Origin of the sequence: Vibrio fortis (assembly GCF_024347475.1) — a bacterium.
GTDB classification, from domain to species: Bacteria; Pseudomonadota; Gammaproteobacteria; order Enterobacterales; family Vibrionaceae; genus Vibrio; species Vibrio fortis.
Map to the genome: position 1 here is coordinate 2,744,068 of NZ_AP025487.1, position 25,159 is coordinate 2,769,226.

21 protein-coding genes and 10 tRNA genes are annotated in these 25,159 nt (G+C 45.5%); 1 reads left to right on the forward strand and 30 read right to left on the reverse strand.

The window, feature by feature from the left end:
- Window positions 1-5: 5 nt before the first annotated feature.
- The 19 genes from oadA to pncC all read right to left on the reverse strand — a co-directional run bounded on the left by oadA (window position 6) and on the right by pncC (window position 11,858).
- Window positions 6-1,793 (reverse strand): sodium-extruding oxaloacetate decarboxylase subunit alpha, encoded by a 1,788-nt coding sequence (gene oadA, locus OCV50_RS11920; protein WP_261903145.1) that lies wholly within the window; start codon window positions 1,791-1,793, stop codon window positions 6-8.
- A gap of 32 nt (window positions 1,794-1,825) precedes the next feature.
- Window positions 1,826-2,083: an oxaloacetate decarboxylase subunit gamma gene (locus OCV50_RS11925; RefSeq protein ID WP_261903146.1), complete on the reverse strand. Its 258-nt coding sequence runs from the start codon at window positions 2,081-2,083 to the stop codon at window positions 1,826-1,828.
- Window positions 2,084-2,457: 374 nt separating this feature from the next.
- Window positions 2,458-2,534: transfer RNA gene (locus OCV50_RS11930), tRNA-Arg, on the reverse strand.
- 84 nt (window positions 2,535-2,618) lie between these two features.
- Window positions 2,619-2,695: transfer RNA gene (locus tag OCV50_RS11935), tRNA-Arg, on the reverse strand.
- A gap of 56 nt (window positions 2,696-2,751) precedes the next feature.
- Window positions 2,752-2,828: transfer RNA gene (locus OCV50_RS11940), tRNA-Arg, on the reverse strand.
- 84 nt (window positions 2,829-2,912) lie between these two features.
- Window positions 2,913-2,989: transfer RNA gene (locus OCV50_RS11945), tRNA-Arg, on the reverse strand.
- A gap of 56 nt (window positions 2,990-3,045) precedes the next feature.
- A tRNA-Arg gene (locus OCV50_RS11950) sits at window positions 3,046-3,122 on the reverse strand.
- Window positions 3,123-3,204: 82 nt separating this feature from the next.
- Window positions 3,205-3,281, reverse strand: a tRNA-Arg gene (locus OCV50_RS11955).
- 56 nt (window positions 3,282-3,337) lie between these two features.
- Window positions 3,338-3,414, reverse strand: a tRNA-Arg gene (locus OCV50_RS11960).
- Window positions 3,415-3,503: 89 nt separating this feature from the next.
- Window positions 3,504-3,596 (reverse strand) — tRNA-Ser (locus OCV50_RS11965).
- Between the two features lie 42 nt (window positions 3,597-3,638).
- Window positions 3,639-3,715 (reverse strand) — tRNA-Arg (locus OCV50_RS11970).
- Window positions 3,716-3,757: 42 nt separating this feature from the next.
- A tRNA-Ser gene (locus OCV50_RS11975) sits at window positions 3,758-3,850 on the reverse strand.
- A 441-nt stretch (window positions 3,851-4,291) separates the two neighbouring features.
- A complete protein-coding gene (csrA, locus tag OCV50_RS11980; RefSeq protein ID WP_004415691.1) occupies window positions 4,292-4,489 on the reverse strand; it encodes a carbon storage regulator CsrA in 198 nt (65 codons plus the stop codon).
- Window positions 4,490-4,581: 92 nt separating this feature from the next.
- Window positions 4,582-5,763 carry an aspartate kinase gene (locus OCV50_RS11985; protein ID WP_239841295.1) on the reverse strand — a complete coding sequence of 394 codons (1,182 nt, stop codon included), beginning with the start codon at window positions 5,761-5,763 and terminating at the stop codon, window positions 4,582-4,584.
- Between the two features lie 219 nt (window positions 5,764-5,982).
- The gene (alaS, locus tag OCV50_RS11990) at window positions 5,983-8,565 is read right to left on the reverse strand and encodes an alanine--tRNA ligase (RefSeq protein WP_239841221.1); all 2,583 of its coding nucleotides are present in this window, start codon (window positions 8,563-8,565) and stop codon (window positions 5,983-5,985) included.
- Window positions 8,566-8,832: 267 nt separating this feature from the next.
- Window positions 8,833-9,339: a thiol peroxidase gene (tpx, locus tag OCV50_RS11995; protein ID WP_261903147.1), complete on the reverse strand. Its 507-nt coding sequence runs from the start codon at window positions 9,337-9,339 to the stop codon at window positions 8,833-8,835.
- A gap of 60 nt (window positions 9,340-9,399) precedes the next feature.
- Entirely contained in the window at window positions 9,400-9,678 is a 279-nt protein-coding gene (locus OCV50_RS12000; protein WP_261903148.1) for a hypothetical protein, read from the reverse strand.
- A 510-nt stretch (window positions 9,679-10,188) separates the two neighbouring features.
- Window positions 10,189-11,226, reverse strand: a complete 1,038-nt coding sequence (gene recA / locus OCV50_RS12005) for a recombinase RecA (RefSeq protein WP_261903149.1) — start codon at window positions 11,224-11,226, stop codon at window positions 10,189-10,191.
- A 140-nt stretch (window positions 11,227-11,366) separates the two neighbouring features.
- The gene (pncC, locus tag OCV50_RS12010) at window positions 11,367-11,858 is read right to left on the reverse strand and encodes a nicotinamide-nucleotide amidase (RefSeq protein WP_239841225.1); all 492 of its coding nucleotides are present in this window, start codon (window positions 11,856-11,858) and stop codon (window positions 11,367-11,369) included.
- A 121-nt stretch (window positions 11,859-11,979) separates the two neighbouring features.
- Between pncC and mutS the strand changes: the two genes are divergently transcribed.
- Window positions 11,980-14,541: a DNA mismatch repair protein MutS gene (mutS, locus tag OCV50_RS12015; protein ID WP_261903150.1), complete on the forward strand. Its 2,562-nt coding sequence runs from the start codon at window positions 11,980-11,982 to the stop codon at window positions 14,539-14,541.
- An 83-nt stretch (window positions 14,542-14,624) separates the two neighbouring features.
- On the opposite strand, the gene rpoS is transcribed toward mutS, so the two are convergent.
- The 11 genes from rpoS to mazG all read right to left on the reverse strand — a co-directional run bounded on the left by rpoS (window position 14,625) and on the right by mazG (window position 25,062).
- On the reverse strand, window positions 14,625-15,605 hold the full coding sequence (gene rpoS, locus OCV50_RS12020) for an RNA polymerase sigma factor RpoS (RefSeq protein ID WP_261903151.1): 981 nt from the start codon (window positions 15,603-15,605) through the stop codon (window positions 14,625-14,627).
- A gap of 95 nt (window positions 15,606-15,700) precedes the next feature.
- Window positions 15,701-16,651: a peptidoglycan DD-metalloendopeptidase family protein gene (locus OCV50_RS12025; protein ID WP_261903152.1), complete on the reverse strand. Its 951-nt coding sequence runs from the start codon at window positions 16,649-16,651 to the stop codon at window positions 15,701-15,703.
- 32 nt (window positions 16,652-16,683) lie between these two features.
- Entirely contained in the window at window positions 16,684-17,310 is a 627-nt protein-coding gene (locus tag OCV50_RS12030) for a protein-L-isoaspartate(D-aspartate) O-methyltransferase (protein ID WP_261903153.1), read from the reverse strand.
- Entirely contained in the window at window positions 17,307-18,053 is a 747-nt protein-coding gene (surE, locus tag OCV50_RS12035) for a 5'/3'-nucleotidase SurE (protein WP_261903154.1), read from the reverse strand. Before surE ends, OCV50_RS12030 begins: the two co-directional genes overlap by 4 nt.
- 36 nt (window positions 18,054-18,089) lie before the next feature.
- Window positions 18,090-19,139 carry a tRNA pseudouridine(13) synthase TruD gene (gene truD / locus OCV50_RS12040; protein WP_261903155.1) on the reverse strand — a complete coding sequence of 350 codons (1,050 nt, stop codon included), beginning with the start codon at window positions 19,137-19,139 and terminating at the stop codon, window positions 18,090-18,092.
- A 22-nt stretch (window positions 19,140-19,161) separates the two neighbouring features.
- Window positions 19,162-19,641 (reverse strand): 2-C-methyl-D-erythritol 2,4-cyclodiphosphate synthase, encoded by a 480-nt coding sequence (gene ispF / locus OCV50_RS12045; protein ID WP_239841232.1) that lies wholly within the window; start codon window positions 19,639-19,641, stop codon window positions 19,162-19,164.
- A gap of 2 nt (window positions 19,642-19,643) precedes the next feature.
- A complete protein-coding gene (ispD, locus tag OCV50_RS12050; RefSeq protein WP_261903156.1) occupies window positions 19,644-20,345 on the reverse strand; it encodes a 2-C-methyl-D-erythritol 4-phosphate cytidylyltransferase in 702 nt (233 codons plus the stop codon).
- On the reverse strand, window positions 20,345-20,626 hold the full coding sequence (ftsB, locus tag OCV50_RS12055) for a cell division protein FtsB (protein WP_239841234.1): 282 nt from the start codon (window positions 20,624-20,626) through the stop codon (window positions 20,345-20,347). Before ftsB ends, ispD begins: the two co-directional genes overlap by 1 nt.
- A gap of 471 nt (window positions 20,627-21,097) precedes the next feature.
- Window positions 21,098-22,396 carry a phosphopyruvate hydratase gene (eno, locus tag OCV50_RS12060; RefSeq protein ID WP_255229906.1) on the reverse strand — a complete coding sequence of 433 codons (1,299 nt, stop codon included), beginning with the start codon at window positions 22,394-22,396 and terminating at the stop codon, window positions 21,098-21,100.
- Between the two features lie 76 nt (window positions 22,397-22,472).
- Complete coding sequence (locus tag OCV50_RS12065) at window positions 22,473-24,113, reverse strand: CTP synthase (RefSeq protein WP_004739047.1); 1,641 nt, start codon at window positions 24,111-24,113, stop codon at window positions 22,473-22,475.
- Between the two features lie 151 nt (window positions 24,114-24,264).
- Window positions 24,265-25,062 (reverse strand): nucleoside triphosphate pyrophosphohydrolase, encoded by a 798-nt coding sequence (gene mazG / locus OCV50_RS12070; protein ID WP_261903157.1) that lies wholly within the window; start codon window positions 25,060-25,062, stop codon window positions 24,265-24,267.
- Between the last annotated feature and the right edge of the window lie 97 nt (window positions 25,063-25,159).

The following is a 25,159-nucleotide window of genomic DNA, read 5'->3' on the forward strand; positions in this document are numbered from 1 at the left end:
CTCCCTTACGCCAAGCTTAGTAATGGAGCGCCTACAGAAACTGCATCGCCTTCTTTAACATTTAGCTCTTGTACGATACCACCGCGTGCCGCACGAACTTCTGTCTCCATCTTCATCGCTTCTAGGATCAGTAGAACATCACCTTCAGCCACTTGAGCACCCGGTTGTACGTTTACTTTGAAGATGTTGCCAGCCAGTGGTGCTGGTACAGATTCAGCATTCGACGCCGCAGGCGCAGCTGCTGGTGCACTTTGCTGAGCAGGTTGTGCTGCTGGCGATACCGACGTTAATTGACCTTGAGGACCAACTTCAACATCGTAAACTTGACCGTCTACTTTTACGCTGTAGCTTTCAATGCCACCCGCTGCTGGTGCAGGGGCTGCAGTTGCAGGAGCTTCAACTTCAGTACCTGGTGCAGGCTCAAAGGCTTCAGGATTATGACGGTTCTTCAGGAACTTAAGGCCTACTTGTGGGAAAAGCGCGTAAGTTAGAACATCATCAACCGTATCTTCAGCCAAAGAGATACCCTCTTCTTTTGCTTTTTCAAGAAGGTCTGTAGTTAACGTATCCATCTCAGCCTTCAGCAAGTCTGCTGGGCGACAGGTGATAGGCTCAGCACCATCAAGCACCTTAGCTTGCAACTCTGCATTAAGCTCAGCCGGTGCTTGGCCGTATTCGCCTTTTAAAACACCTGCAGTCTCTTTGGTAATGCTCTTGTAGCGTTCGCCAGTTAGAACATTGATCACCGCTTGTGTGCCCACGATCTGAGACGTTGGAGTTACTAGTGGAATGAAACCTAGGTCTTCACGTACGCGTGGGATCTCTTCCAATACTTCATCTAGACGATCAGCAGCACCTTGCTCTTTCAACTGGCCTTCCATATTCGTCAACATGCCACCTGGTACTTGAGCAATAAGGATACGTGAGTCGACGCCCTTCAATTGACCTTCCCATTTCGCGTACTTCTTACGAACTTCACGGAAGTAAGCGGCGATTGGTTCGATTTGGTCAAGCTTAAGACCGGTTGCGCGCTCTGTACCTTCAAGCATTGCGACAACTGTCTCTGTTGGGGTGTGACCGTATGTACAACTCATTGAAGAGATAGCGGTATCTAGAATATCGATACCAGCTTCAACCGCTTTCACTGCAGTTGCCGTTGATAGACCGGTTGTTGCGTGGCTGTGAAGCGCTAGTGGAACATCACACGACGCTTTAATACGGGTAATCAGCTCTTCCGCTTCGTAAGGCTTCAATAGACCTGACATGTCTTTGATACACAGTGAGTGACAGCCAAGATCTTCTAATCGCTTAGCGAGATCAACCCAAGTGTCAGCGTTGTGAACTGGGCTTGTAGTGTACGACAGTGTGCCTTGAGCGTGTCCGCCAACGTCAACCGTTGCTTTTACCGCTTTCTCAAAGTTACGTACGTCATTCATTGCATCAAAAATACGGAATACATCCATCCCGTTTTTATGTGCACGCTCTACAAATTTCTCTACCACGTCGTCTGCATAATGACGGTAGCCTAAAAGGTTTTGACCACGAAGTAGCATTTGCATTGGGGTGTTTGGCATCGCTTTTTTAAGCTCACGTAGACGCTCCCAAGGATCTTCTCCAAGAAAACGGATACATGAATCAAAGGTTGCCCCGCCCCATGTTTCAAGTGACCAGTATCCAACTTTATCCAGTTCAGCTGCGATTGGCAGCATATCCTCGATACGCATTCTCGTAGCAAATAGTGACTGATGGGCGTCACGAAGTACCACGTCTGTGATAGCTAGTGGTTTAGACATGCTCATTAACTCCTTTTAATCCTTTTTAATTGCTACTTAGCAGTCGATACACGGTATTGATGAACCGCGGACGATATTGCTGCCACAACCTGTGGACTAACAGCAGAAGGGGTTGATTGTGATTTTTGAATTGTTTTTGGTGCAGCGACCGGCTCGGGTACTTCTTCTGGTACCAGTTTCGACATTAACCGAACGAGATAAACGAGAATAGTTAAGAAGATAAAGACGACAGACATACCTGTCACCATTAGGGTTGCCGCATCTCCTAGCAGGCTTCCTATATTAGTCATGTTGCTTCCTTTCTTTGTCATCCTGACATGTGTGCAGGATTTCAGCGAATAATGATCCCGACCCTTGGATTATCTCGATTGGTAAAAGTTTGTCAATTTTGTTTAAGGCTGTGTTACGGATAACACACAGATCAGGTTAATTATTCGCCATACAGATCACATAAATCTGACAAATTAATGATTTTCAGATGAATAAACTGCGACTTAATTAGGCTTTTTTCTGCAAATGATATGAGCAAGGTGGAATAAACAGTTGGGAACAGCTAAAGCTAATAAATACAATAGGTTAGGAATAACCAAATGTTAACATTTAATTAACAATAAAAGCTGCAGACGAAAAAAAACCTCGTATAAACGAGGCTTTTTTAAGGAAGTGGCGCGCTCTGGAGGATTCGAACCTCCGACCGCCTGGTTCGTAGCCAGGTACTCTATCCAGCTGAGCTAAGAGCGCGCGGTTTTCGCGTTAAATAACTATTCTAGATAGCTAATTAACACAAGGATTTCTGTTCTTATCAGAAAGAAAGCCTTTAAATAGTGGCGCGTCCTGGAGGATTCGAACCTCCGACCGCCTGGTTCGTAGCCAGGTACTCTATCCAGCTGAGCTAAGGACGCACGGTTTTTGATATCGGTTTTCCAATATCAGGAGTTCACTAGGAAACCCTAAATAGTGGCGCGCTCTGGAGGATTCGAACCTCCGACCGCCTGGTTCGTAGCCAGGTACTCTATCCAGCTGAGCTAAGAGCGCGCGGTTTTCGTATTAACCAACCATTCTAAATAGCTAATTAACACAAGGATTTCTGTTCTTATCAGAAAGAAAGCCTTTAAATAGTGGCGCGTCCTGGAGGATTCGAACCTCCGACCGCCTGGTTCGTAGCCAGGTACTCTATCCAGCTGAGCTAAGGACGCACGGTTTTTGATATCAGTTTTCCAATATCAGGAGTTCACTAGGAAACCCTAAATAGTGGCGCGCTCTGGAGGATTCGAACCTCCGACCGCCTGGTTCGTAGCCAGGTACTCTATCCAGCTGAGCTAAGAGCGCACGGTTTCGATGTTAATTGCCAAAGGCGTAATAATCAATATCAAGATTCTCATTCTTATAATGAAAGAAAACCTTTAAATAGTGGCGCGTCCTGGAGGATTCGAACCTCCGACCGCCTGGTTCGTAGCCAGGTACTCTATCCAGCTGAGCTAAGGACGCACGGTTTTTGATATCGGTTTTCCAATATCAGGAGTTCACTAGGAAACCCTAAATAGTGGCGCGCTCTGGAGGATTCGAACCTCCGACCGCCTGGTTCGTAGCCAGGTACTCTATCCAGCTGAGCTAAGAGCGCACGGTGTTTCACTCTCTCGAATGAAGTTGTGAAATATATCACATTTTGCTTACAACGAAACAAAAAAAAGGCCATCGGCCTGTAATGAATGGCGGTGAGGGAGGGATTCGAACCCTCGATGCAGCTACAAACCACATACTCCCTTAGCAGGGGAGCGCCTTCGGCCACTCGGCCACCTCACCTAATTCATTATTATCACGCCTATCAAATGATAAGAGAGATAATGGCGCGCTCTGGAGGATTCGAACCTCCGACCGCCTGGTTCGTAGCCAGGTACTCTATCCAGCTGAGCTAAGAGCGCACATATTGTTGTCTAACTTGCTACGTTTAGACTCGCAAGAAATGGCGGTGAGGGAGGGATTCGAACCCTCGATGCAGCTACAAACCACATACTCCCTTAGCAGGGGAGCGCCTTCGGCCTCTCGGCCACCTCACCGTCTTGCGGAGGCACATATTACGTTTTACCGAAAATATGTCAAACACTTTATTGAAAAAAAATGGATAAAAACACTCAACCGTTTGCAATTTAATCAAAGCGCTTGCTATTTGAACTTATTAATATCAAAAGGCTCTTTTTCCCTTAAAAATTAAGGTGAAAGATTAGCAAAATTACGCGTGGAATTAAGTTATCTAATTTTTAACAATGACATTGTCAGTGCATAAGCAACCATACTACGAGCCTAGAAATTTGGCTACATCTGTATGCAAGAAAAAAGGCGAACTCGTGACACAGATAAAGTGTTTATCGATGAAGTTGGAATGACAGTGAATGCATCAATCACCAACTATCGTTTTTTCCTATAACCTAAACTCGGTTTCAAACGCCAAGATCAAAAAAGGCTAGCAACAGTGCTAGCCCTTTTTCTACGCGAAAGTATTAGTAGTTGCCAGATGCAACGTTACCATTACCTTTTTCAGCTTGAATGCGCATGTAGATCTCTTCACGGTGAACAGATACTTCTTTAGGTGCATTAACACCAATACGTACTTGGTTACCTTTAACACCTAGTACAGTCACTGTTACTTCATCACCAATCATCAGTGTTTCGCCAACGCGGCGAGTCAAAATTAGCATTCTTTGCTCCTTGAGTAATCTCTAAATTTATCTAGCTACGAGAGCATTATCCAACAAAAGTTATATTTTCGTAAACTATCGAATGAGTTTATTTAACCAAAATGCACTTCTTTTTTAAGATAACCCTGTGTTTCACGCGCTACAATGTATGCTTTGTGTAGTATGTTAGCAGCTGTATCGACCTGGTCGGGAGAAACCACCAGGGTTAAAGACTGCTGCTGCAATAAGTGATGCTGTACATCAACCTCGCCTTCAGACAACAATCCATGTGAACTGACCACAATATCTTGTGTTCGACTACCTACTACAGTTAACAAACTAACTTGTTCACTATTACGGATTTTCTCAGCAAAAACTAGTTTTAATTTCGTACTTGCGTCGCGTTTAATCACCACTGCTGCTCGTTCTGTTTCCTCGATCACACTACACACTTCGATACCGAGTAATTGTGCCTGTGATATGAGAGATGACAGCTCTTCTACTGCGCATTCTATCAACACCATATCTTTCTGAATAGCGATGCCAGATATGTCATTCAAACACTCTTCACCCGAGATTAAGGTACCCTCGCCCTTCTCAAAGCTTGATAACACTCGCAGTGGTACTTGATGCTTCCACGCAAATTGAACGCAAGGCAGGTGCAAAACCTTAGCCCCGCAACGTGCCATCTCTTCCATTGAAGGGAAATCAAGCAGAGGTAAGCGTTTGGAATCTTTAACCACTCTAGGGTCACAAGAGTAAACGCCATCAACATCGGTATAGATCTGACACTCTTGCGCATTGAGCGCACCAGCTAATGCAACAGCACTGGTGTCTGAGCCACCACGCCCCAGCGTCGTGATATCGCCTTTGTGATTAACGCCCTGAAAGCCGGCCACAATCACTATCTGTCCTTGTTCGAGCAGAGCTTTAATCGGAGCAGTATCAATATGAGTGATAGCGGCATTATTATGGTTTGAGTCGGTGTGAATCTTGGCTTGATAACCTGTCATCGATGTCGCTTCATAGCCCAATTTGTGTAACGTCATTGCTAATAAAGCCATCGAGACCTGTTCACCGGCTGTCAATAAGACATCCAATTCCCTCGCGTTTGGTACGCAATCTATCTGATTGGCTAAATCAACTAATCGGTTTGTTTCTCCTGACATTGCAGAAACCACCACCACGACTTGATTGCCGTCGTTTTTTGCTTCAATGATTTTCTCTGCAACTGAGTGGATTCTTTCAATAGAGCCCACTGACGTTCCACCAAATTTTTGTACGATAAGAGGCATTTTCACCCGTCCTCACCTTCCCAAGACCAATGTCTATATATGACAAAAAAACACACTTCGCGTCATAGCGAAGTCATAAAAATTAACCAAGAGGTCGACTCTAAGTTCCAACCTCTTGGTTAATTTCAATACTTTTTATTAGCTTACGTAATTAACGATGATACAAAATAAAAGATGCCCAATCGGGTGATTGGGCATCTTTGGATCAAGAGATTAGTTTTATAGGCGCTCTTCTAGCCATGCTTGAACTGACTTCATCGCTTCAGGCAGTGCTGATACGTCTGTACCACCTGCTTGAGCCATGTCAGGACGACCACCGCCTTTACCACCAACTTGCTCAGCAACCATCTTAACTAGGTCACCCGCTTTTACTTTACCGATAAGGTCTTTAGTAACACCCGCGATAAGACCAATCTTGTCGCCATTGATGTTAGCTAGCATCACTACGCCACTACCCATTTGGTTCTTAGCGTTATCAACCATAGTACGTAGGTTCTTAGGATCAGCACCTTCCATACCTGCGATCAGTACTTTCACGCCGTTGATTTCTTGTGCTTTGCCCATGATGTTTGCACTTTCAGATGCAGCCATCTTCTCTTTCAGCTTTTGAATCTCTTTCTCTAGTGCTTTCGCCTTAGAAGTAGATTCAGCAATCTTCTCTTCGTACTTAGCTTGTTGCTCTTCGATAGCATCCAGCGCAGCTTCACCCGTTACGGCTTCAATACGACGGATACCTGCAGCAATACCACCTTCAGAAGTGATCTTGAACAGACCGATATCACCTGTGTTTGAAGCGTGGATACCACCACAAAGCTCAGTAGAGAACTCACCCATAGACAGCACGCGAACTTCGTCATCGTACTTCTCACCGAAGAGTGCCATCGCACCTTTTTCCTTCGCTGATTCGATATCCATGATGTTAGTTTCAATCACATGGTTCTTACGAATTTGTGCGTTCACTAGACGCTCAACTTCTTTCAGTTGTGCTGGTGTTACCGCTTCAAGGTTAGAGAAGTCGAAACGTAGGTTGTCAGGCTTAACCAAAGAACCTTTCTGAGCAACGTGCTCGCCTAGAACTTCACGCAGTGCCGCGTGCAATAGGTGAGTTGCAGAGTGGTTTAGTGAGATAGCAGCGCGACGTTCAGCGTCTACTGTTGCTTCTACTTTATCGCCTTTAGCGAATACACCTTCAACTAGCTCACCGTGGTGTGCAAATGCGTTGCCTAGCTTCTGAGTGTCTTCAACTTTGAAAAGACCAGATGCAGTTTTTAGCGTACCTGTATCACCACATTGACCGCCTGATTCCGCGTAGAATGGTGTCTCTTCAAGGATGATGATTGCTTTGTCGCCAGCAGACAGAGAAGCAACCTCTTCACCTTCAACGAAAAGTGCAGAAATTTCGCCAGCACCTTCTGTACCAGTGTAACCACAGAATTCAGTGTTGGTTTCCACTTTGATCGTCGCGTTGTAGTCAGTACCAAATTGGCCCGCTTCACGAGCACGCTGACGCTGAACTTCCATCGCCTTCTCGAAGCCTTCTTCATCAATAGTGAAGTCACGCTCACGAGCTACGTCGTTAGTTAAGTCAGCTGGGAAGCCGTAGGTATCGTAAAGTTTGAATACGGTTTCACCGTCTAGCTCTTTGCCTTCAAGTGCGTCTAGTGCTTCGTTCAAGATAACCATGCCGCGCTCTAGTGTGCGACCGAAGTTTTCTTCTTCGATACGAAGTACTTTTTCAACAAGCTCTTGTTGCTTCTTCAGCTCGTCAGCTGCGCTGCCCATAACTTCAGCCAGTACGCCTACAAGTTTGTGGAAGAATACGCCTTGTGCACCAAGCTTGTTACCGTGACGAACTGCACGACGAATAATACGACGTAGAACGTAACCACGACCTTCGTTTGAAGGCATAACACCATCAGCGATCAGGAATGAACAAGAACGGATGTGGTCAGCGATAACACGTAGTGACTGGTTTGATAGGTCTTCGTAACCGATCGTTTCAGCTGTCGCTTTGATTAGCTTTTGGAATACGTCGATTTCGTAGTTTGAGTGTACGCCTTGCATGATTGCAGAGATACGCTCAATACCCATACCTGTATCTACAGCAGGCTTAGGTAGCGGTTCCATTGTGCCGTCTGCATGACGGTTGAACTGCATGAATACGTTGTTCCAGATCTCGATGAAACGGTCACCATCTTCTTCAGGTGTGCCTGGGCGGCCGCCCCAAATGTGTTCACCGTGATCGTAGAAAATTTCAGTACATGGACCACAAGGACCTGTGTCACCCATTGTCCAGAAGTTATCAGACTCGAACTGTTTACCGCCTTCTTTGTCGCCGATGCGAACGATACGGTCAGCAGGTACACCTACTTTCTTGTTCCAGATATCGAATGCTTCGTCATCTGTCTCGTATACCGTTACCAGTAGACGGTCTTTTGGTAGTTGTAGAGTTTCTGTTAGGAATTCCCAAGCAAACGCAATCGCGTCTTCTTTGAAGTAGTCACCAAAGCTGAAGTTACCAAGCATTTCAAAGAATGTGTGGTGACGAGCCGTGAAACCTACGTTTTCAAGGTCGTTGTGTTTACCACCAGCACGTACACAACGTTGAGCCGTAGTCGCTCGAGTGTAGGCACGCTTTTCGGCGCCTAAGAAACAATCTTTGAATTGGTTCATACCTGCGTTAGTAAATAGCAGGGTTGGATCGTTATGTGGAACTAACGATGAACTGTCTACGATTTGGTGTCCTTTGCTCTCAAAGAACTTAAGGAACGCGTTGCGAACCTCATCAGTGCTCATGTACATGCAGCTCTTCCTGAAAATAGTCGAGTTAGAATTTTGCCGTATTGTAGATCATGGTTAAGGCTTCGACTAGTTTTCTTGTACAAAAGAGCCATTGGGATGGAATTTAGGTCGGAATTCTTCAAAATCGAGAGTAATAGTCACCAAACGGCGCACAAAATAGCGCAGCATTATGCTCAAGATCGACAATAGAAACAGAGTAAGCAAACTCATCCATAAAATGAAAAAACCTCAAGACTAGAAGCCTTGAGGTTACAATCAAAAAACGAATTAGCCTTGAATAGCTTCAACGACAAGGTTGAAGTTTGGTGCTTCAGTGATTTCACTAACCAGTTCACTGTGAATCACTTTATTTTCGCTATCCAATAGGATAACCGCACGTGAAGCCAGGCCAGTCAGAGCGTGGTCTTTAATTTCAACACCAAATGTGTTCAGCGCAGTTACGTCTTTAAACACAGAAAGGTGCTCAACGTTGGCAATTTCAGACGCTTCATTGTAACGCGCCAACGCAAATGGCAGGTCTGCTGATACGGTATAGATCGACACATCTTTCAGGTTTAATTGAGCCAGTTCAGACAAGCTCTTAGTCGTTGCAGCACACACTGGTGTATCGATGCTTGGGAATAAGTAAATCAGCTTGTACTTGCTGTCTACATCAGAGATTGTCAGTGGGTTAAGCGACAGAGTACACAGTTCAGGTGTTACTAGTTGCTCGCCTTTACCTGGAAAATGACCTTCTAATGCGACCTGTTCACCAAGAAACGTAACTTTATTCATGATTTATCCTTTTAATTTCCGACGACTCAAAAGCCATCTGTTTTATTGTTCTAGTGCTATTTAAATGACGTTAATAACAGTTTTAAATTCGGTCAGCTTCGGTAAAGCGTCATCGAAGCCTGCAGATTTTGAGAAATCCATCTCTACATCGAGATTCTGCTTGGCAAGATTCAGCAAGACGTTACGGTCATTACTATCCAATGACTTGATGTTTGCAGACAGCACTTTTACTAGGCTTTGCAGCACATCCAGTTGAAAGGACTCTATCGACGTCATCGTTCGATACTCCTCTAGTAAATGCGTCGCTAACTCTGCGTCTTTTCTCTTAATCTTTGACATTCTCTTACCTATTCACAAAACCAAATTAATAACTTAACTATCAGTAACCTCAAATCGTGGGAAAAATTTATCACCCGACATAACCCCGAGCCACAAACCTTTCTCAAACCAAAATGTAATGACGGATAAAACTTCACACCAAACCAACACATCAACGTATAAAGAATGTAACGACGAACAAAGACATCAATATAAGCAATTGATAGAAAATGAAATAAACTCACACCCCGCTCTAATATCGGTGTTTTGTCATGATTAGAACTTTCCGAGAAAAAGAACGAAATTAGACTTTTTCTACAGCTAGTTCAGTGTGGACAGGGAAAGCAAATCGTAGCAAGGCATCACCCTTGATTGCAGCACTGGAGTCAGTAAACCAAGAGTCGTTCAGCAGTGAAGAAGAAAGTGACCTTCCGAAGGGGATAAGAAATAACAGCTAGGATAGTAGAAACAAAAAATAGTGGGTACAAAAAAGCCCCGCAAGTGCGAGGCTTTCCAATCAGAGCGAGTTAATTATAACTCTTCTTGCGGCATTTCACCTGTTTCAGGCTCTTCAGCTCGAGCTGGAGTCAGTAGCATTTCACGAAGCTTAGCATCGATAGTTTTCGCTGCTTCTGGATTCTCACGAAGGAACTTACCAGCGTTCGCTTTACCTTGACCGATCTTATCGCCGTTGTAGCTGTACCAAGCACCCGCTTTTTCAATCAGCTTATGCTTAACACCTAGGTCGATCAGCTCACCCTCACGGTTAAAGCCTTGGCCGTATAGAATTTGAGTTTCAGCTTGCTTAAATGGTGCAGCAATCTTGTTCTTAACAACCTTAATGCGAGTTTCGTTACCAACAATCTCGTCGCCTTCTTTGATAGAGCCAGTACGACGGATATCAAGACGAACAGATGCGTAGAACTTAAGTGCGTTACCACCCGTTGTTGTTTCTGGGTTACCAAACATAACACCGATCTTCATACGGATTTGGTTGATGAAGATACACATACAGTTAGATTGCTTCAGGTTACCTGTTAGCTTACGCATTGCTTGAGAAAGCATACGCGCTTGCAGACCCATGTGGCTATCACCCATCTCACCTTCAATTTCCGCTTTCGGTGTCAATGCTGCTACAGAGTCGACAACAAGAACATCAATCGCACCTGAACGCGCTAACGCATCACAGATTTCTAGTGCTTGCTCACCAGTATCAGGCTGAGAAACAAGAAGCGCATCGATATCAACACCCAACTTTTGAGCATAGATAGGGTCTAGTGCGTGCTCCGCATCGACGAATGCACATGTTTTACCTTCACGTTGAGCTGCTGCGATAAGCTCTAGTGTTAGGGTTGTTTTACCTGATGATTCTGGACCATAGATCTCAACGATACGACCCATTGGCAGGCCACCAGCACCTAGTGCGATATCTAGAGATAGCGAGCCAGTAGAAATGGTTTCTACATCCATTGTGCGGTTGTCACCAAGACGCATGATAGAGCCTTTACCAAACTGCTTTTCAATCTGACCAAGGGCTGCGGCTAACGCTTTTTGTTTATTCTCGTCCATTACTATCTCCACATAATCGGTTGTCTATAACAAGCGATTTAGAATCTGTTTCTAACCCACATAGGGGTGACTAATTGGTGTTTATTATACTGTTGATTCATACAGTGTCCATACCTGTATGAAAATTATTTGTACAATTGTTACTTCTCTTCCAACAGGTAATCATAAATAACCTTAAGCGCGCAGGCGGTCGCTTGTTGCCGTACTTGTGATCGATCACCCGCAAATACATGCGTTTCTACTTTTTGCCAGCCACTGTTTGTAGCCCACGCAAAACAAACGGTGCCGACAGGCTTCTCTTCACTGCCACCACCAGGGCCAGCAATACCACTGATCGATACTGCGATCGTGCCATTTGAGTGCACCAATGCGCCTTGAGCCATTTCAATCACCACAGCTTCACTTACTGCTCCATGTGCTTCGAGTGTTGAGGCTTGTACATCAATCATCTCTTGTTTGGCTTCATTACTGTATGTGACAAATGCACGATCAAACCATGCAGAACTGCCTGCTATGTCCGTGATTGCGCTTGCAACCCCACCACCTGTGCACGACTCTGCCGTCACTAACACGTGCTGGTTTTCTAATAGAAGTTGACCAAGTTTTTCGCTGAGTTGTTGAATCGATGACATGGTGACAAACTCCGTTGTTTTTGCATGAGTGAATTTGAATCTTTATCGCTTGCGCCGCTTTTCGCAGGTATCGCTTTCACGTATCCTAAGCCGCAATAGAAATAAACGAAAGAAGTTAACTGTGAAAGCCGATCAAAAACATACTCCCATGATGCAGCAGTACCTAAAACTCAAAGCAGAAAATCCAGAGATCCTGCTTTTCTACCGCATGGGAGATTTCTACGAGCTTTTCTATGATGATGCCAAAAGAGCTTCTCAACTCCTCGATATTTCCCTAACTAAACGCGGTTCATCAGCAGGCGAACCTATCCCGATGGCAGGTGTTCCTTTTCATGCAGTAGAAGGCTACCTCGCGAAATTAGTTCAATTGGGTGAATCTGTGGCGATCTGCGAACAGATTGGTAACCCTGCGACATCGAAAGGCCCAGTAGAACGTGCCGTTGTTCGTATCGTGACACCGGGTACAGTGACTGATGAAGCCCTTCTTTCTGAGCGCGTTGATAACCTCATTGCTGCGATCTACCACCATAACGGTAAGTTTGGCTACGCAACATTGGATATCACCTCGGGTCGATTCCAACTTTCAGAACCAGAAACTGAAGAGTCAATGGCGGCAGAACTGCAACGCACTTCACCTAGAGAGCTACTCTTCCCTGAAGACTTTGAACCTGTAGAGTTAATGGCGAACCGTAGCGGTAACCGCCGTCGCCCAGTATGGGAATTTGAACTAGATACGGCTAAGCAGCAACTCAACAAACAATTCGGCACTCGCGATCTGGTTGGCTTTGGTGTGGAACATGCCAAGCTTGGTCTGTGTGCTGCAGGTTGTTTGATCCAATATGTAAAAGACACCCAACGTACCGCGCTACCACATATCCGCTCATTGACTTACGATCGTCAAGACCACTCGGTGATCTTAGATGCCGCAACTCGTCGTAACCTAGAGATCACCCATAACCTAGCCGGTGGTACAGACAATACACTAGCTGAAGTGCTTGATCACACAGCAACGCCAATGGGCAGTCGTATGCTTAAACGTTGGTTACATCAGCCGATGCGTAACATCTCTGCACTCGATCAACGCCTAGATGCAATTGGTGAAATGAAAGACGTTGCGCTGTTTACTGAACTACAGCCAACATTAAAACAGATTGGTGATATTGAACGTATCTTGGCACGTCTAGCACTTCGCTCAGCACGCCCACGTGATATGGCACGCTTACGCCAAGCGATGGACTATCTTCCAGAACTTGCAGATACATTAGAGCAAGTCTCTCACCCATATCTAAGCCAGCTTGCACAATACGCCGCGCCTCTTGAAGAAGTGTCCGAGCTACTGACTCGTGCAATCAAAGAGAACCCGCCGGTTGTGATCCGTGACGGTGGCGTTATTGCAGCAGGATACAGCGCTGAATTGGATGAGTGGCGTGACCTTGCAGATGGCGCAACAGAATACCTAGACAAGCTCGAGGCTGAAGAGCGTGAACGTCACGGTATTGATACGTTAAAGGTTGGCTACAACAACGTACACGGTTTCTTTATTCAGGTGAGCCGTGGTCAAAGCCACTTGGTGCCACCTCATTACGTGCGCCGCCAAACGTTGAAGAACGCTGAGCGTTACATTATTCCTGAGCTAAAAGAGCATGAAGATAAGGTTCTAAATTCTAAGTCTAAAGCGCTGGCGATTGAGAAACAGCTATGGGAAGAACTATTCGACCTACTGTTGCCACATCTAGAGCAATTACAAAACATCGCCTCTTCAGTATCTCAATTAGACGTACTACAGAACCTAGCTGAGCGCGCAGATACATTAGATTACTGCCGCCCTACTCTAACCAAAGAACCAGGGGTACACATTCAAGCAGGTCGTCACCCTGTAGTTGAACAGGTTATGGACGAACCTTTCATTGCCAACCCAATTGACCTAAATGATCAACGTAAGATGCTGATCATCACAGGTCCAAACATGGGTGGTAAGTCGACCTATATGCGTCAAACCGCGTTGATCGCACTAATGGCTCATATTGGTTGTTACGTTCCTGCAGAGAGTGCAACGATTGGCTCTATCGACCGTATCTTCACTCGAATTGGAGCATCCGACGATCTTGCATCTGGTCGCTCAACCTTCATGGTCGAGATGACGGAAACAGCCAACATTCTGCATAACGCAACGCCAAGCAGTTTAGTTCTAATGGATGAGATTGGTCGCGGTACCAGTACCTATGATGGTCTGTCACTGGCTTGGGCAAGTGCAGAGTGGCTAGCAAACCAAATCAATGCGATGACACTGTTTGCGACGCACTACTTTGAACTGACCGAGTTACCAAACCAAATTCCAACCTTGGCGAATGTCCATTTGGATGCCGTTGAGCATGGTGACAGCATTGCCTTCATGCACGCAGTTCAAGAAGGTGCCGCAAGCAAATCTTATGGTCTTGCCGTAGCTGGGTTGGCCGGTGTACCAAAAGCGGTGATTAAGAATGCGCGAGCTAAGCTTACTCAATTGGAAGCGCTGAGCGCTGAGACACCGACAGCTAAGCCAAGTGGCGTTGATATTGCCAACCAACTGAGCTTGATCCCAGAGCCAAGTGAAGTAGAGCAAGCACTAGCAAACGTAGATCCTGATGATCTAACACCACGCCAAGCTCTAGAAGAGTTGTATCGTTTGAAGAAGCTTCTTTAGCTAAAGAGCAGACTTCTAAAGCCCGATAAAAACAAAAAACGCTGACGATATGTCAGCGTTTTTTTGTTATTTCTAACCCAAGATTAGTCGTTTTCAACGTTGAATAGGTTTTCCATATTCAAGCCTTGCTTGATAAGGATCTCTCTTAAACGACGTAGACCTTCTACTTGAATCTGACGCACACGTTCGCGAGTTAGGCTAATTTCACGCCCTACTTCTTCAAGAGTCGATGGCTCATAGCCAAGAAGGCCAAAGCGGCGTGCTAGCACCTCTTTCTGCTTAGGATTCAGTTCATCTAACCAGTAGATCAGTGACGTTTTGATATCACTATCTTGAGTTGAAACCTCTGGATCAGAGTTATTTACGTCTGGGATGATGTCCAGTAGTGCTTTCTCACCATCACCACCAATCGGCGTGTCGACCGAGCTTACGCGTTCATTAAGGCGTAGCATTTTGCTTACATCGCTCACAGGCTTATCTAGCTTAGTCGCGATCTCTTCAGCTGTTGGCTCATGGTCAAGCTTTTGCGATAGTTCGCGAGCAGTACGCAGGTAGATGTTGAGTTCTTTCACTACATGAATTGGTAGACGGATAGTACGCGTTTGGTTCATTAACGCACGTTCAATCGTTTGACGAATCCACCATGTTGCGTAAGTAGAAAAACGGAAACCACGTTCTGGATCGAACTTCTCGACCGCACGAATCAGACCTAGGTTGCCTTCTTCAATAAGATCAAGCAGAGCCAGGCCGCGATTGCTATAACGACGAGAAATTTTTACCACAAGACGTAGGTTACTTTCGATCATGCGCTTGCGAGCTGCTTCGTCTCCGCGTAATGCACGACGAGCATAAAGCACTTCTTCTTCTGCGGTTAAGAGTGGTGAGAAGCCAATTTCACCCAAATACAACTGTGTTGCATCTAGGCTCTTCGAAGTCACTTCGACTTCTTCTTTTACTTCTGCTTTTTTAGTGACGGTTTGTTCGCCTTGCTCAACATTTGCCAACTCCGTGGTCTCTTGATCAAGTTCGAACTCTTCTTTAATAACTGCATTTCTGATACTCATAACGCCTCCCCCTGGCGATATTAGCAAGACATTACAACTTCAAATGTCGCTAAATGACTATGTCACTGTATACAAGTACCGTTGCGGCACCCGTATTAAGGCAAATAACGTTTTGGATTAACGGATTTACCTTGGTAACGAATCTCAAAGTGCAGCCGAACGCTTTTGGCTCCAGAACTTCCCATTGTGGCAATTTTCTGTCCTGGTTTAACACTTTGCCCTTCAGATACTAATAGTCGATCGTTATGCGCGTATGCACTTAAGTAGTTGTCATTATGCTTTACAATCACGAGATTGCCGTAGCCTCTGAGTGCATTACCCGAATAAACAACCGTTCCCCCTGCAGTAGATACGATAGGCTGACCACGCTGTCCTGCTATGTCGATGCCTTTATTTCCTTGTTCACCTACAGAGAAATTCTTGATTACTCTCCCTTTGGTTGGCCATAACCATTTCGATACTTTATCGTTAGTTGGCTTGCTGGCGGTTGTAACATTCTGTTTACCTTTAGACCCAACATACTCCTTTGGCTTCGATTGTTCAACCTTCTTTGGTGGATCTTTTTTAACCGTTTTCGCCGTTGACTGCACAGGTGCCGGTTTAGAGCTTTTGCTCTTTACAGGCTCAGCTTTGGTCGTCGCTGGCTTAGAGGATTTTGAACTAGTAGAGCTTGGAGTACTCGCAACTGGAACCACTGGCGCAGGTTTAGGAGCCGGAGTCGCCACCGCAACGGCAGTGGACTTGCCATAAGCAGGTGTCTTGTACGACGGACGCCATAACTTAAGCTTCTGCCCTGGATGGATAGTATAAGGCGCAGACAGATCGTTGTTGTGAATCAGATCATTGACATCTTTGTTGGTCAAATAGGCGATGAAGTAGAGGGTATCGCCTTTCTGAACTTCATAATAGCTACCACGATAACTGCCACGTTCTATGGTCGAGTAATCTTTGTTTAGGTTTGATACAGGTGCAGGGGAATTCGCTGCGCACCCTGCCAGTACGCAACTCAACAATATAGCTATCCCTTTTGAAAACTGTGAACGCATTCAGTTGTTATCCATCTACACCAATAGGTTTATTACGCCAGTTCACCCGGAACCAAAGGAACAAAGCGTACCATCTCAATCGTTTCTGAAAGATACTCGTCGTCTTGGCGGGTAATTTTTAACAGTTGTTGTTCATTGTCCCCAACCGGGATCAACAAGCGACCACCATCACTCAATTGCTCTAGGAGCGCTTGAGGGATTGATTCGGCTGCCGCAGTTACGATGATGGCATCAAATGGACCTTTCGCAGACCAACCTTGCCAGCCATCGCCATGTTTCGTGGAAATATTATAAAAATCAAGTTGCTTCAGTCTTCTCTTAGCATCCCACTGCAACGATTTGATACGTTCAACAGAATAAACATGATCAACCAGCTGAGCCAATACAGCCGTTTGGTACCCCGAGCCAGTTCCAATTTCTAAGACGCGGCTGCTTTGTTGAAGTTCCAACAATTCCGTCATTTTTGCCACAATGTAAGGCTGAGAAATTGTCTGACCTTGCCCAATAGGCAGTGCGTTGTTGTCGTAGGCTTGGTGATACATCGCCTGCGATAAAAAACGCTCTCTAGGCAAACGAAAAATCGCATCCAAAACCTTTTGGTCTCGAATACCACTCTCAATCAGAAAACTGACTAAGCGGTGTGCATGGGGATTCGTCACTGGCGCTCTCCTAGCCACTCCGACATGGCACCTAGAGATTCATGGGCAGTTAGATCAACTTGCAACGGAGTAACTGAGACGAAGCCATGCTCTATCGCATAAAAGTCCGTTCCCTGCCCTGCATCTTGTTCTTTACCTGGAGGACCTAACCAGTAGATATCGTGACCTCTTGGGTCTTTCTGCTTAATCATGTCTTCAGAGTGATGACGAGCGCCAAGACGTGTCACCTGTGTTCCCTTAAGATCACCAATAGCAACGTCTGGAACATTCACGTTCAACAAACGATTGGTTGGGATCGGTCGAGCTAGATGCTGTTCCACGATTTGGCGTGCAATAAGAGCGGCAGTTTTAAAGTGTTGTTTGCCCACCAAAGAGAATGCGACTGATTGTACACCTAAAAAGTGCCCTTCCATCGCAGCGGCAACGGTACCCGAATAGAGTACATCATCACCTAGATTTGCCCCATGATTAATGCCAGTCAGCACTAAATCAGGCATGTCATCCTTAAGCAACTCATTCAATGCAAAGTGCACACAGTCCGTCGGCGTACCTTGTACTGAGTAAGTGTTCGCTGCAATTTCTTGAACACGCAAAGGCTGCTCAAGCGTTAATGAATTCGATGCACCTGAGCGGTTCCGATCAGGTGCAACGATAATAACGTCAGCAAGATCGCGTAGCTCATTAGCTAGGGCATGAATACCCTGAGCATGAACGCCATCATCATTGCTGAGTAAAATCTTCATTTTGTATCCTTTCTTATATCCGTCCAATTTACGCCTTTACTGCGCGTATTGTCGCTCAACAGCCACTTCTTCCACTAACTCACGAACAATCGCAGTCGCAAAGCAACCTGCATCCAGTGAGAACTTAAGAGTGATGTTGTCGCCATCCACTTCCCATGAAAGCTGTTGTGGCTTTAGAGAGGCTTCACGACGGTCATGACGCATACGGTTACCGCGGATCAATGCCATTAAATCTGGCTCATCATCAAGGTGTTTCTGTTCAAGAGCAAGCGCACTATCTTGTGTCGGTAGAGCATTATCTCCGGCCATCGCCACAGAAACCTGCGCTTCGCCTTTCTCAATCGCCACGTTCAACGCTTCAATATTTTCAGCCGTGACCAACTGCTGCTCACCAGCATTGAAAACCACATCACCCAAAACTGCTGCGTTAAACACATTCTGTTCAATACGCTCAGACAAAATGCGATTGAAGATCCAAGAGCGAGCAGCTGATAGGTACAAACTGCGCTTGTTCTGGTTACGTGTACGTACGTTATCACGCCCCCAACGACGAGCTTCAGATAAGTTATTCCCTTCATTACCAAAACGCTGCGCGCCAAAATAGTTTGGTACACCGAGCTTCGCGACTTGCTCAAGTCGGTTTACCACATCAGCGGTGTCAGTCACTTCCGACAGAGTCAGTTCAAATTGGTTACCCACCAGATCACCTGGACGTAGCTTTTTGTTGTGACGCGCCGTCGCTAGGATCTCAATGCTTGGGTATTGCGCCAAGAAAGCAGTAAAGTCTGGCGTATCACCTTTAGGCAGGTGAACACTTAACCATTGCTCAGTTACGGCATGGCGATCTTTTAAGCCTGCCCAGCTGACATCTTTGGATTTTACGCCACACGCCTTTGCTAATTCATTGGCAACAAAGCTCGTATTCTCACCGGTTTTACGGATGCGTACCATTAGGTGCTCACCTTCTCCAGAGAATTCGAAACCTAAGTCTTCGATAACCACGAAATGCTCGGCCTTTGCTTTCAGTTTAGCTTGTGCCGTCGGCTTGCCATTTAAATAGGCAAATGAAGATAGAATATCTGACATGCTGTTCTTTTCGTTTTGGTGCTTATGCACTTTTAGTAATTAGGACGACTGCTTCACTTGCAATGCCCTCTTTACGCCCGGTAAAACCAAGACGCTCAGTTGTTGTCGCTTTTACATTCACGTTGCCAATATCTGTTTCAAGATCTTCAGCAATCGCTTGGCACATTGCATCAATATGTGGAGCCATTTTTGGCGCTTGTGCCATGATGGTCACGTCCACATTACCAATTTGATAACCTTGCTCTTTAACGCGGCGATAAACGTCTTTAAGCAGCTCTCGGCTATCTGCTCCCTTCCACTCATCATCAGTATCAGGGAAATGACGACCAATATCACCCGCGGCGATCGAGCCTAATAAAGCATCGCACAATGCATGCAAAGCCACATCACCATCGGAGTGCGCAACCAGCCCTTGCTCATAAGGGATGCTCACGCCACCAATAATCACAGGGCCTTCACCACCAAACTTATGAACATCAAAACCGTGGCCAATACGAATCATCATTATTCCTTATTCTGACTTAAATAGAACTCAGCCAATGCTAAATCTTCTGGCTGAGTTACCTTAAAATTATCTGAGCGCCCAGCAACCAGAGCTGGAGATGCGCCTTTCCACTCAAACGCAGACGCCTCATCAGTAATCGACACGCCTTGTTCGAGAGCCTCTGTTAGAGCCTGTTGCAGCGGTAAAGTTCGAAACATTTGCGGTGTCAATGCGTGCCATAAGTTTGCACGCTCTACCGTGTGATCAATCTGTCCATCAACACCACGTTTCATCGTATCTCGAACCGGTGCAGCCAAAATGCCACCAACTGAATGAGATAGTGCCGCTTCAATGAGCTTATCGATGTCATCCTGTTGAATACATGGCCTAGCAGCATCGTGCACCATGACCCACTCACCTAGGTGACTCTCTTGAATATAGTTTAGAGCAGATAAAACCGAATCTGCACGTTCGCTACCGCCTTTAACGCGCACCACGTCAGGGTGCTGGCTTAAACTAAGCTCCGGAAAATATGGGTCACCTTCACTTACAGCGACCACGACTTTACTCACTTGAGGGTGAGCAAGCAGCTTGTTAACGGTGTGCTCCAAGATGGTGGTCGCGTTAATCGTCAGATACTGTTTCGGGCGGTCGGCCTTCATTCTGCTGCCAACACCCGCCGCTGGTACAACGGCGACAATACCTTGTTTATTAGTCGACATTAATGCGATTCCTCACCAACTATTCGATAAAACGTTTCGCCTTCTTTTACCATTCCCAACTCGTGTCGAGCACGCTCTTCGATAGCATCCAGCCCTTGGCGGAGGTCATCGATTTCAGCAAACATTTCTGCATTTCGAGTATGAAGCTTCTCGTTCACTTGTCTTTGAACTTCGATTTCGTTGTTCACTGTGTAGTAATCAGAAATGCCATTTTTACCGAGCCACAATGTGTGTTGCAGCCAGCCAAGTAAGATCAGCAGGACAAGAGCAAAGATTCGCATAACACCTTTCGCCGGTTAGAAAAGAAGGAACTAGAATAAGGCACATATATACCATAATGCGCTTATTGGTGCGAGATATGTGGTGTAAGGGAATCGATAAGTAGAAGAATTATCGGGCAGAATCGTTAATGGTAGTGACCCAATCACCTTCCGCTCTCGTCATTCCCAAAAACGAGGGACGACTGAGTAGGGAATCTATTGAAGTTAACATTGGAGGAGATTCCCTATTCCTTCATCAGTCTATGGAATGACAGATACAAAAACGCCCCCGAGATCGGAGGCGCTTTTTAAAGCTTTAAGTTAACAATTCGCTATGAATTATTGACCTTTAACTTCTTTAAGACCGCTTTCGTTGTAAAAGGGGGGAGCTTTAGAACCTAGAGCTTCTTCCCGCCATTTTCTACAAGCATAAAAAAACGCCCTACCGAAGTAGAGCGTTTCAAAAGCTATAAGCTAACAATTCGCTATGAATTATTGACCTTTAACTTCTTTAAGACCGTTGAAAGGAGCTTTAGAACCTAGAGCTTCTTCGATACGGATTAGTTGGTTGTACTTAGCAACACGGTCAGAACGGCTCATAGAACCAGTCTTGATTTGACCTGCAGCAGTACCTACCGCTAGATCAGCGATAGTTGCATCTTCAGTTTCGCCAGAACGGTGAGAGATTACAGCTGTGTAACCTGCGTCTTTAGCCATCTTGATTGCAGCTAGAGTCTCAGTTAGAGAACCGATTTGGTTGAACTTGATAAGGATAGAGTTAGCTACGCCTTTCTCGATACCTTCAGCAAGGATCTTAGTGTTAGTAACGAATAGATCGTCACCTACTAGTTGAAGCTTGTCACCTAGTAGTTCAGTTTGGTGCTTGAAGCCATCCCAGTCAGACTCGTCTAGACCGTCTTCGATAGAAACGATTGGGAATTGGTTAGCTAGCTCAGCTAGGTAGTGGTTGAACTCTTCAGAAGAGAAAGTCTTACCTTCGCCTTTCATGTTGTAGATGCCAGCTTCTTTGTCGAAGAACTCAGATGCAGCACAGTCCATAGCTAGAGTAACGTCTTTACCTAGTTCGTAACCAGCAGCTGCAACAGCTTCTGCGATAACTTCTAGAGCTTCAGCGTTAGACTTAAGGTTAGGAGCGAAACCACCTTCGTCACCAACTGCAGTGCTGTAGCCTTTAGACTTAAGAACTTTAGCTAGGTTGTGGAATACTTCAGCACCGATACGTAGACCTTCTTTAAGAGTCTTAGCACCAACTGGTTGGATCATGAACTCTTGGATGTCAACGTTGTTGTCTGCGTGCTCACCACCGTTGATGATGTTCATCATTGGTAGAGGCATAGAGAACTGACCAGCAGTACCGTTTAGCTCAGCGATGTGCTCGTATAGAGGCATGCCTTTAGCTGCAGCAGCTGCTTTAGCGTTCGCTAGAGAAACAGCTAGGATTGCGTTAGCACCGAACTTAGATTTGTTCTCAGTACCGTCTAGCTCGATCATTACTGCGTCGATTGCAGCTTGGTCTTTAGCGTCTTTACCAGTTAGAGCTGTAGCGATTTCGCCGTTTACAGCTTCAACAGCTTTAAGAACACCTTTACCTAGGAAACGTGCTTTGTCGCCATCACGTAGCTCAAGAGCTTCGCGAGAACCAGTTGATGCGCCAGATGGAGCAGCAGCCATACCTACGAAACCGCCTTCTAGGTGTACTTCAGCTTCTACAGTTGGGTTACCACGTGAATCGATGATTTCACGACCTAGAACTTTAACGATCTTAGACATTGAATGTTTCCTTCTCGTTGAATATATAATGTCAAATTAAAGGCAGCAGCACTGCAAACGCTACTGCCGGTATTCCTTACTTCTCTAATTCGTCACGCTGGTTTTGACCAGCCGCTTTAACGAAGCCTTCGAACAATGGGTGACCATCGCGAGGCGTAGAAGTGAACTCTGGGTGGAACTGAGCTGCAACAAACCATGGGTGGTTTGGAATCTCGATAACTTCAACCAGTTTCTTGTCCGCAGACAGACCCGATACTTTTAGGCCCGCTTTTTCGATTTGTGGACGAAGATTGTTGTTCACTTCGTAACGGTGACGGTGACGTTCATGGATCGTCGCGCTACCGTATAGTTCACGAGCTTTTGTCCCTTTCTCTAGGTGACACAGCTGTGAACCTAGACGCATAGTACCACCTAGGTCAGATTTTTCAGTACGTTCTTCAACTTTACCTTCACCATCTACCCATTCAGTAATTAGACCAACTACTGGGTACTTCGTGTCTTTGCTAAATTCTGAAGAGTGTGCACCTTCCATGCCCGCAACGTTACGTGCGTACTCGATAAGTGCCACTTGCATACCAAGACAGATACCTAGGTAAGGTACTTTGTTTTCACGAGCGTATTGCGCTGCGAAAATCTTACCTTCAACACCACGGTCACCGAAGCCACCTGGTACTAGGATTGCGTCAAGGCCTTGAAGTGCTTCTTCGCCTTTCGCTTCTACTTCTTGAGAGTCAACGTACTTGATCTTAACGCTCAGACGGTTCTTCAGACCCGCGTGCTTAAGTGCTTCGTTCACTGACTTGTATGCATCTGGTAATTCAATGTATTTACCAACCATACCGATGGTTACTTCACCAGTTGGGTTCGCTTCTTCATAAATTACCTGTTCCCATTCTGATAGGTCAGCTTCTGGAGCGTTGATACCAAAACGAGTACACACTAGGTCATCAAGACCTTGTGATTTAATTAGTTGAGGGATCTTGTAGATTGAATCTACGTCCTTCATTGAGATTACCGCTTTTTCTTGTACGTTACAGAAAAGTGCAATCTTCTTACGCTCGTTCGCAGGGATCATGCGATCAGAACGACAAACTAGGATATCTGGCTGGATACCGATAGACAGTAGCTCTTTAACAGAGTGCTGAGTCGGCTTAGTTTTCACTTCACCAGCTGCCGCTAGGTAAGGAACTAGTGTTAGGTGCATGAACATTGCACGCTCACGGCCTAGCTCTACTGCTAGCTGACGAATCGCTTCCATGAATGGTAGAGACTCGATATCACCAACCGTACCACCAACTTCAACGATCGCAACATCGTGACCTTCAGCGCCAGCGATTACACGGTCTTTGATAGAGTTAGTGATGTGAGGGATTACTTGGATAGTTGCACCTAGGTAATCACCGCGACGCTCTTTCGCTAGAACGTCTGAGTAAACACGACCCGCTGTGAAGTTGTTACGCTTAGTCATCTTGGTGCGAATGAATCGCTCATAGTGACCAAGGTCAAGGTCAGTTTCAGCGCCATCTTCCGTAACGAACACCTCACCGTGTTGAGTTGGGCTCATAGTGCCCGGATCAACGTTGATGTAAGGGTCAAGCTTCATCATAGTCACTTTAAGACCACGAGCTTCTAAAATAGCTGCAAGCGATGCCGCTGCAATACCTTTACCTAGAGAGGATACAACCCCGCCAGTAACAAAAATGTAATTTGTCGTCATGTTTAACCTGAAATTGGTTGAATGAGGGAAAATGGATTTCTTCTGGACGGGATGAAAATATACCAGAAGCCCCTTATCGCCACAACGTGAAATCTATCACACTGCTATTTTTTATTTTTTGCTTCAAATCAAATCAGCACAAAAGCTTTGTTCAACTTTTCTCCGCCAACTTGACTTCATCCCACATAGAATCGAGCTCAGAGAGCGAAAAATCGTTCAAAGTTTTACCTTTTTGACGAACTTTTCCTTCCACTCCTTTAAAGCGACGCTCAAATTTTACGTTTGCTTTACTCAATGCCGATTCTGGATTTTTCCCTAGATGCCTCACTAGATTCACAGTCGCGAACAGTAAATCACCCAATTCTTCCTCTACCAAATCCTCATTTGGCGTAATTTGTAGTGCCTCTTCCAGCACTTCATCAACCTCTTCTCGGACCTTATCGACAACCGGGCCGATCGAGTCCCAATCAAAGCCATATTTGGCTACCTGTTTTTGCACCTTTGTAGCACGCAAAAGTGCAGGTAGAGATTTTGGTATTGAGTCTAGAATACTTTCCTGAGTTTTGCCTGCTTGAGCTTTTTCTTTGGCTTTTTCCGCTTCCCAATTGGCATTGATTGCTTCTTCATCATCAAACTCAACATCAGAGAAAACATGAGGATGACGACGAGTGAGCTTTTCATTCACACCATCAACCACATCGGCAAACTCAAACAGCCCTTGCTCTTTCGCGAGTTGACTGTAAAAAATCACTTGAAACAGTAGATCGCCTAATTCCTCTTGCAGATTCGACCAGTCTTTGTTGTGAATCGCATCCACCACCTCATAGGTCTCTTCGATAGTATGCGGGACGATTGTTTCAAAATTTTGTTTCAGATCCCAAGGGCAGCCACCTTCTGGATCGCGCAGCTTTGCCATTATTTGTTCTAGTTGTTCAATCGGGTGGCTCATGGTGCTTTCCTATTATTCTGTTTGATTGTTTTAATCTAATGCTTTTCTTAAAACTAAAAAAGGTGAGCAGTTAAAACCACTCACCTTTGTCTTTATC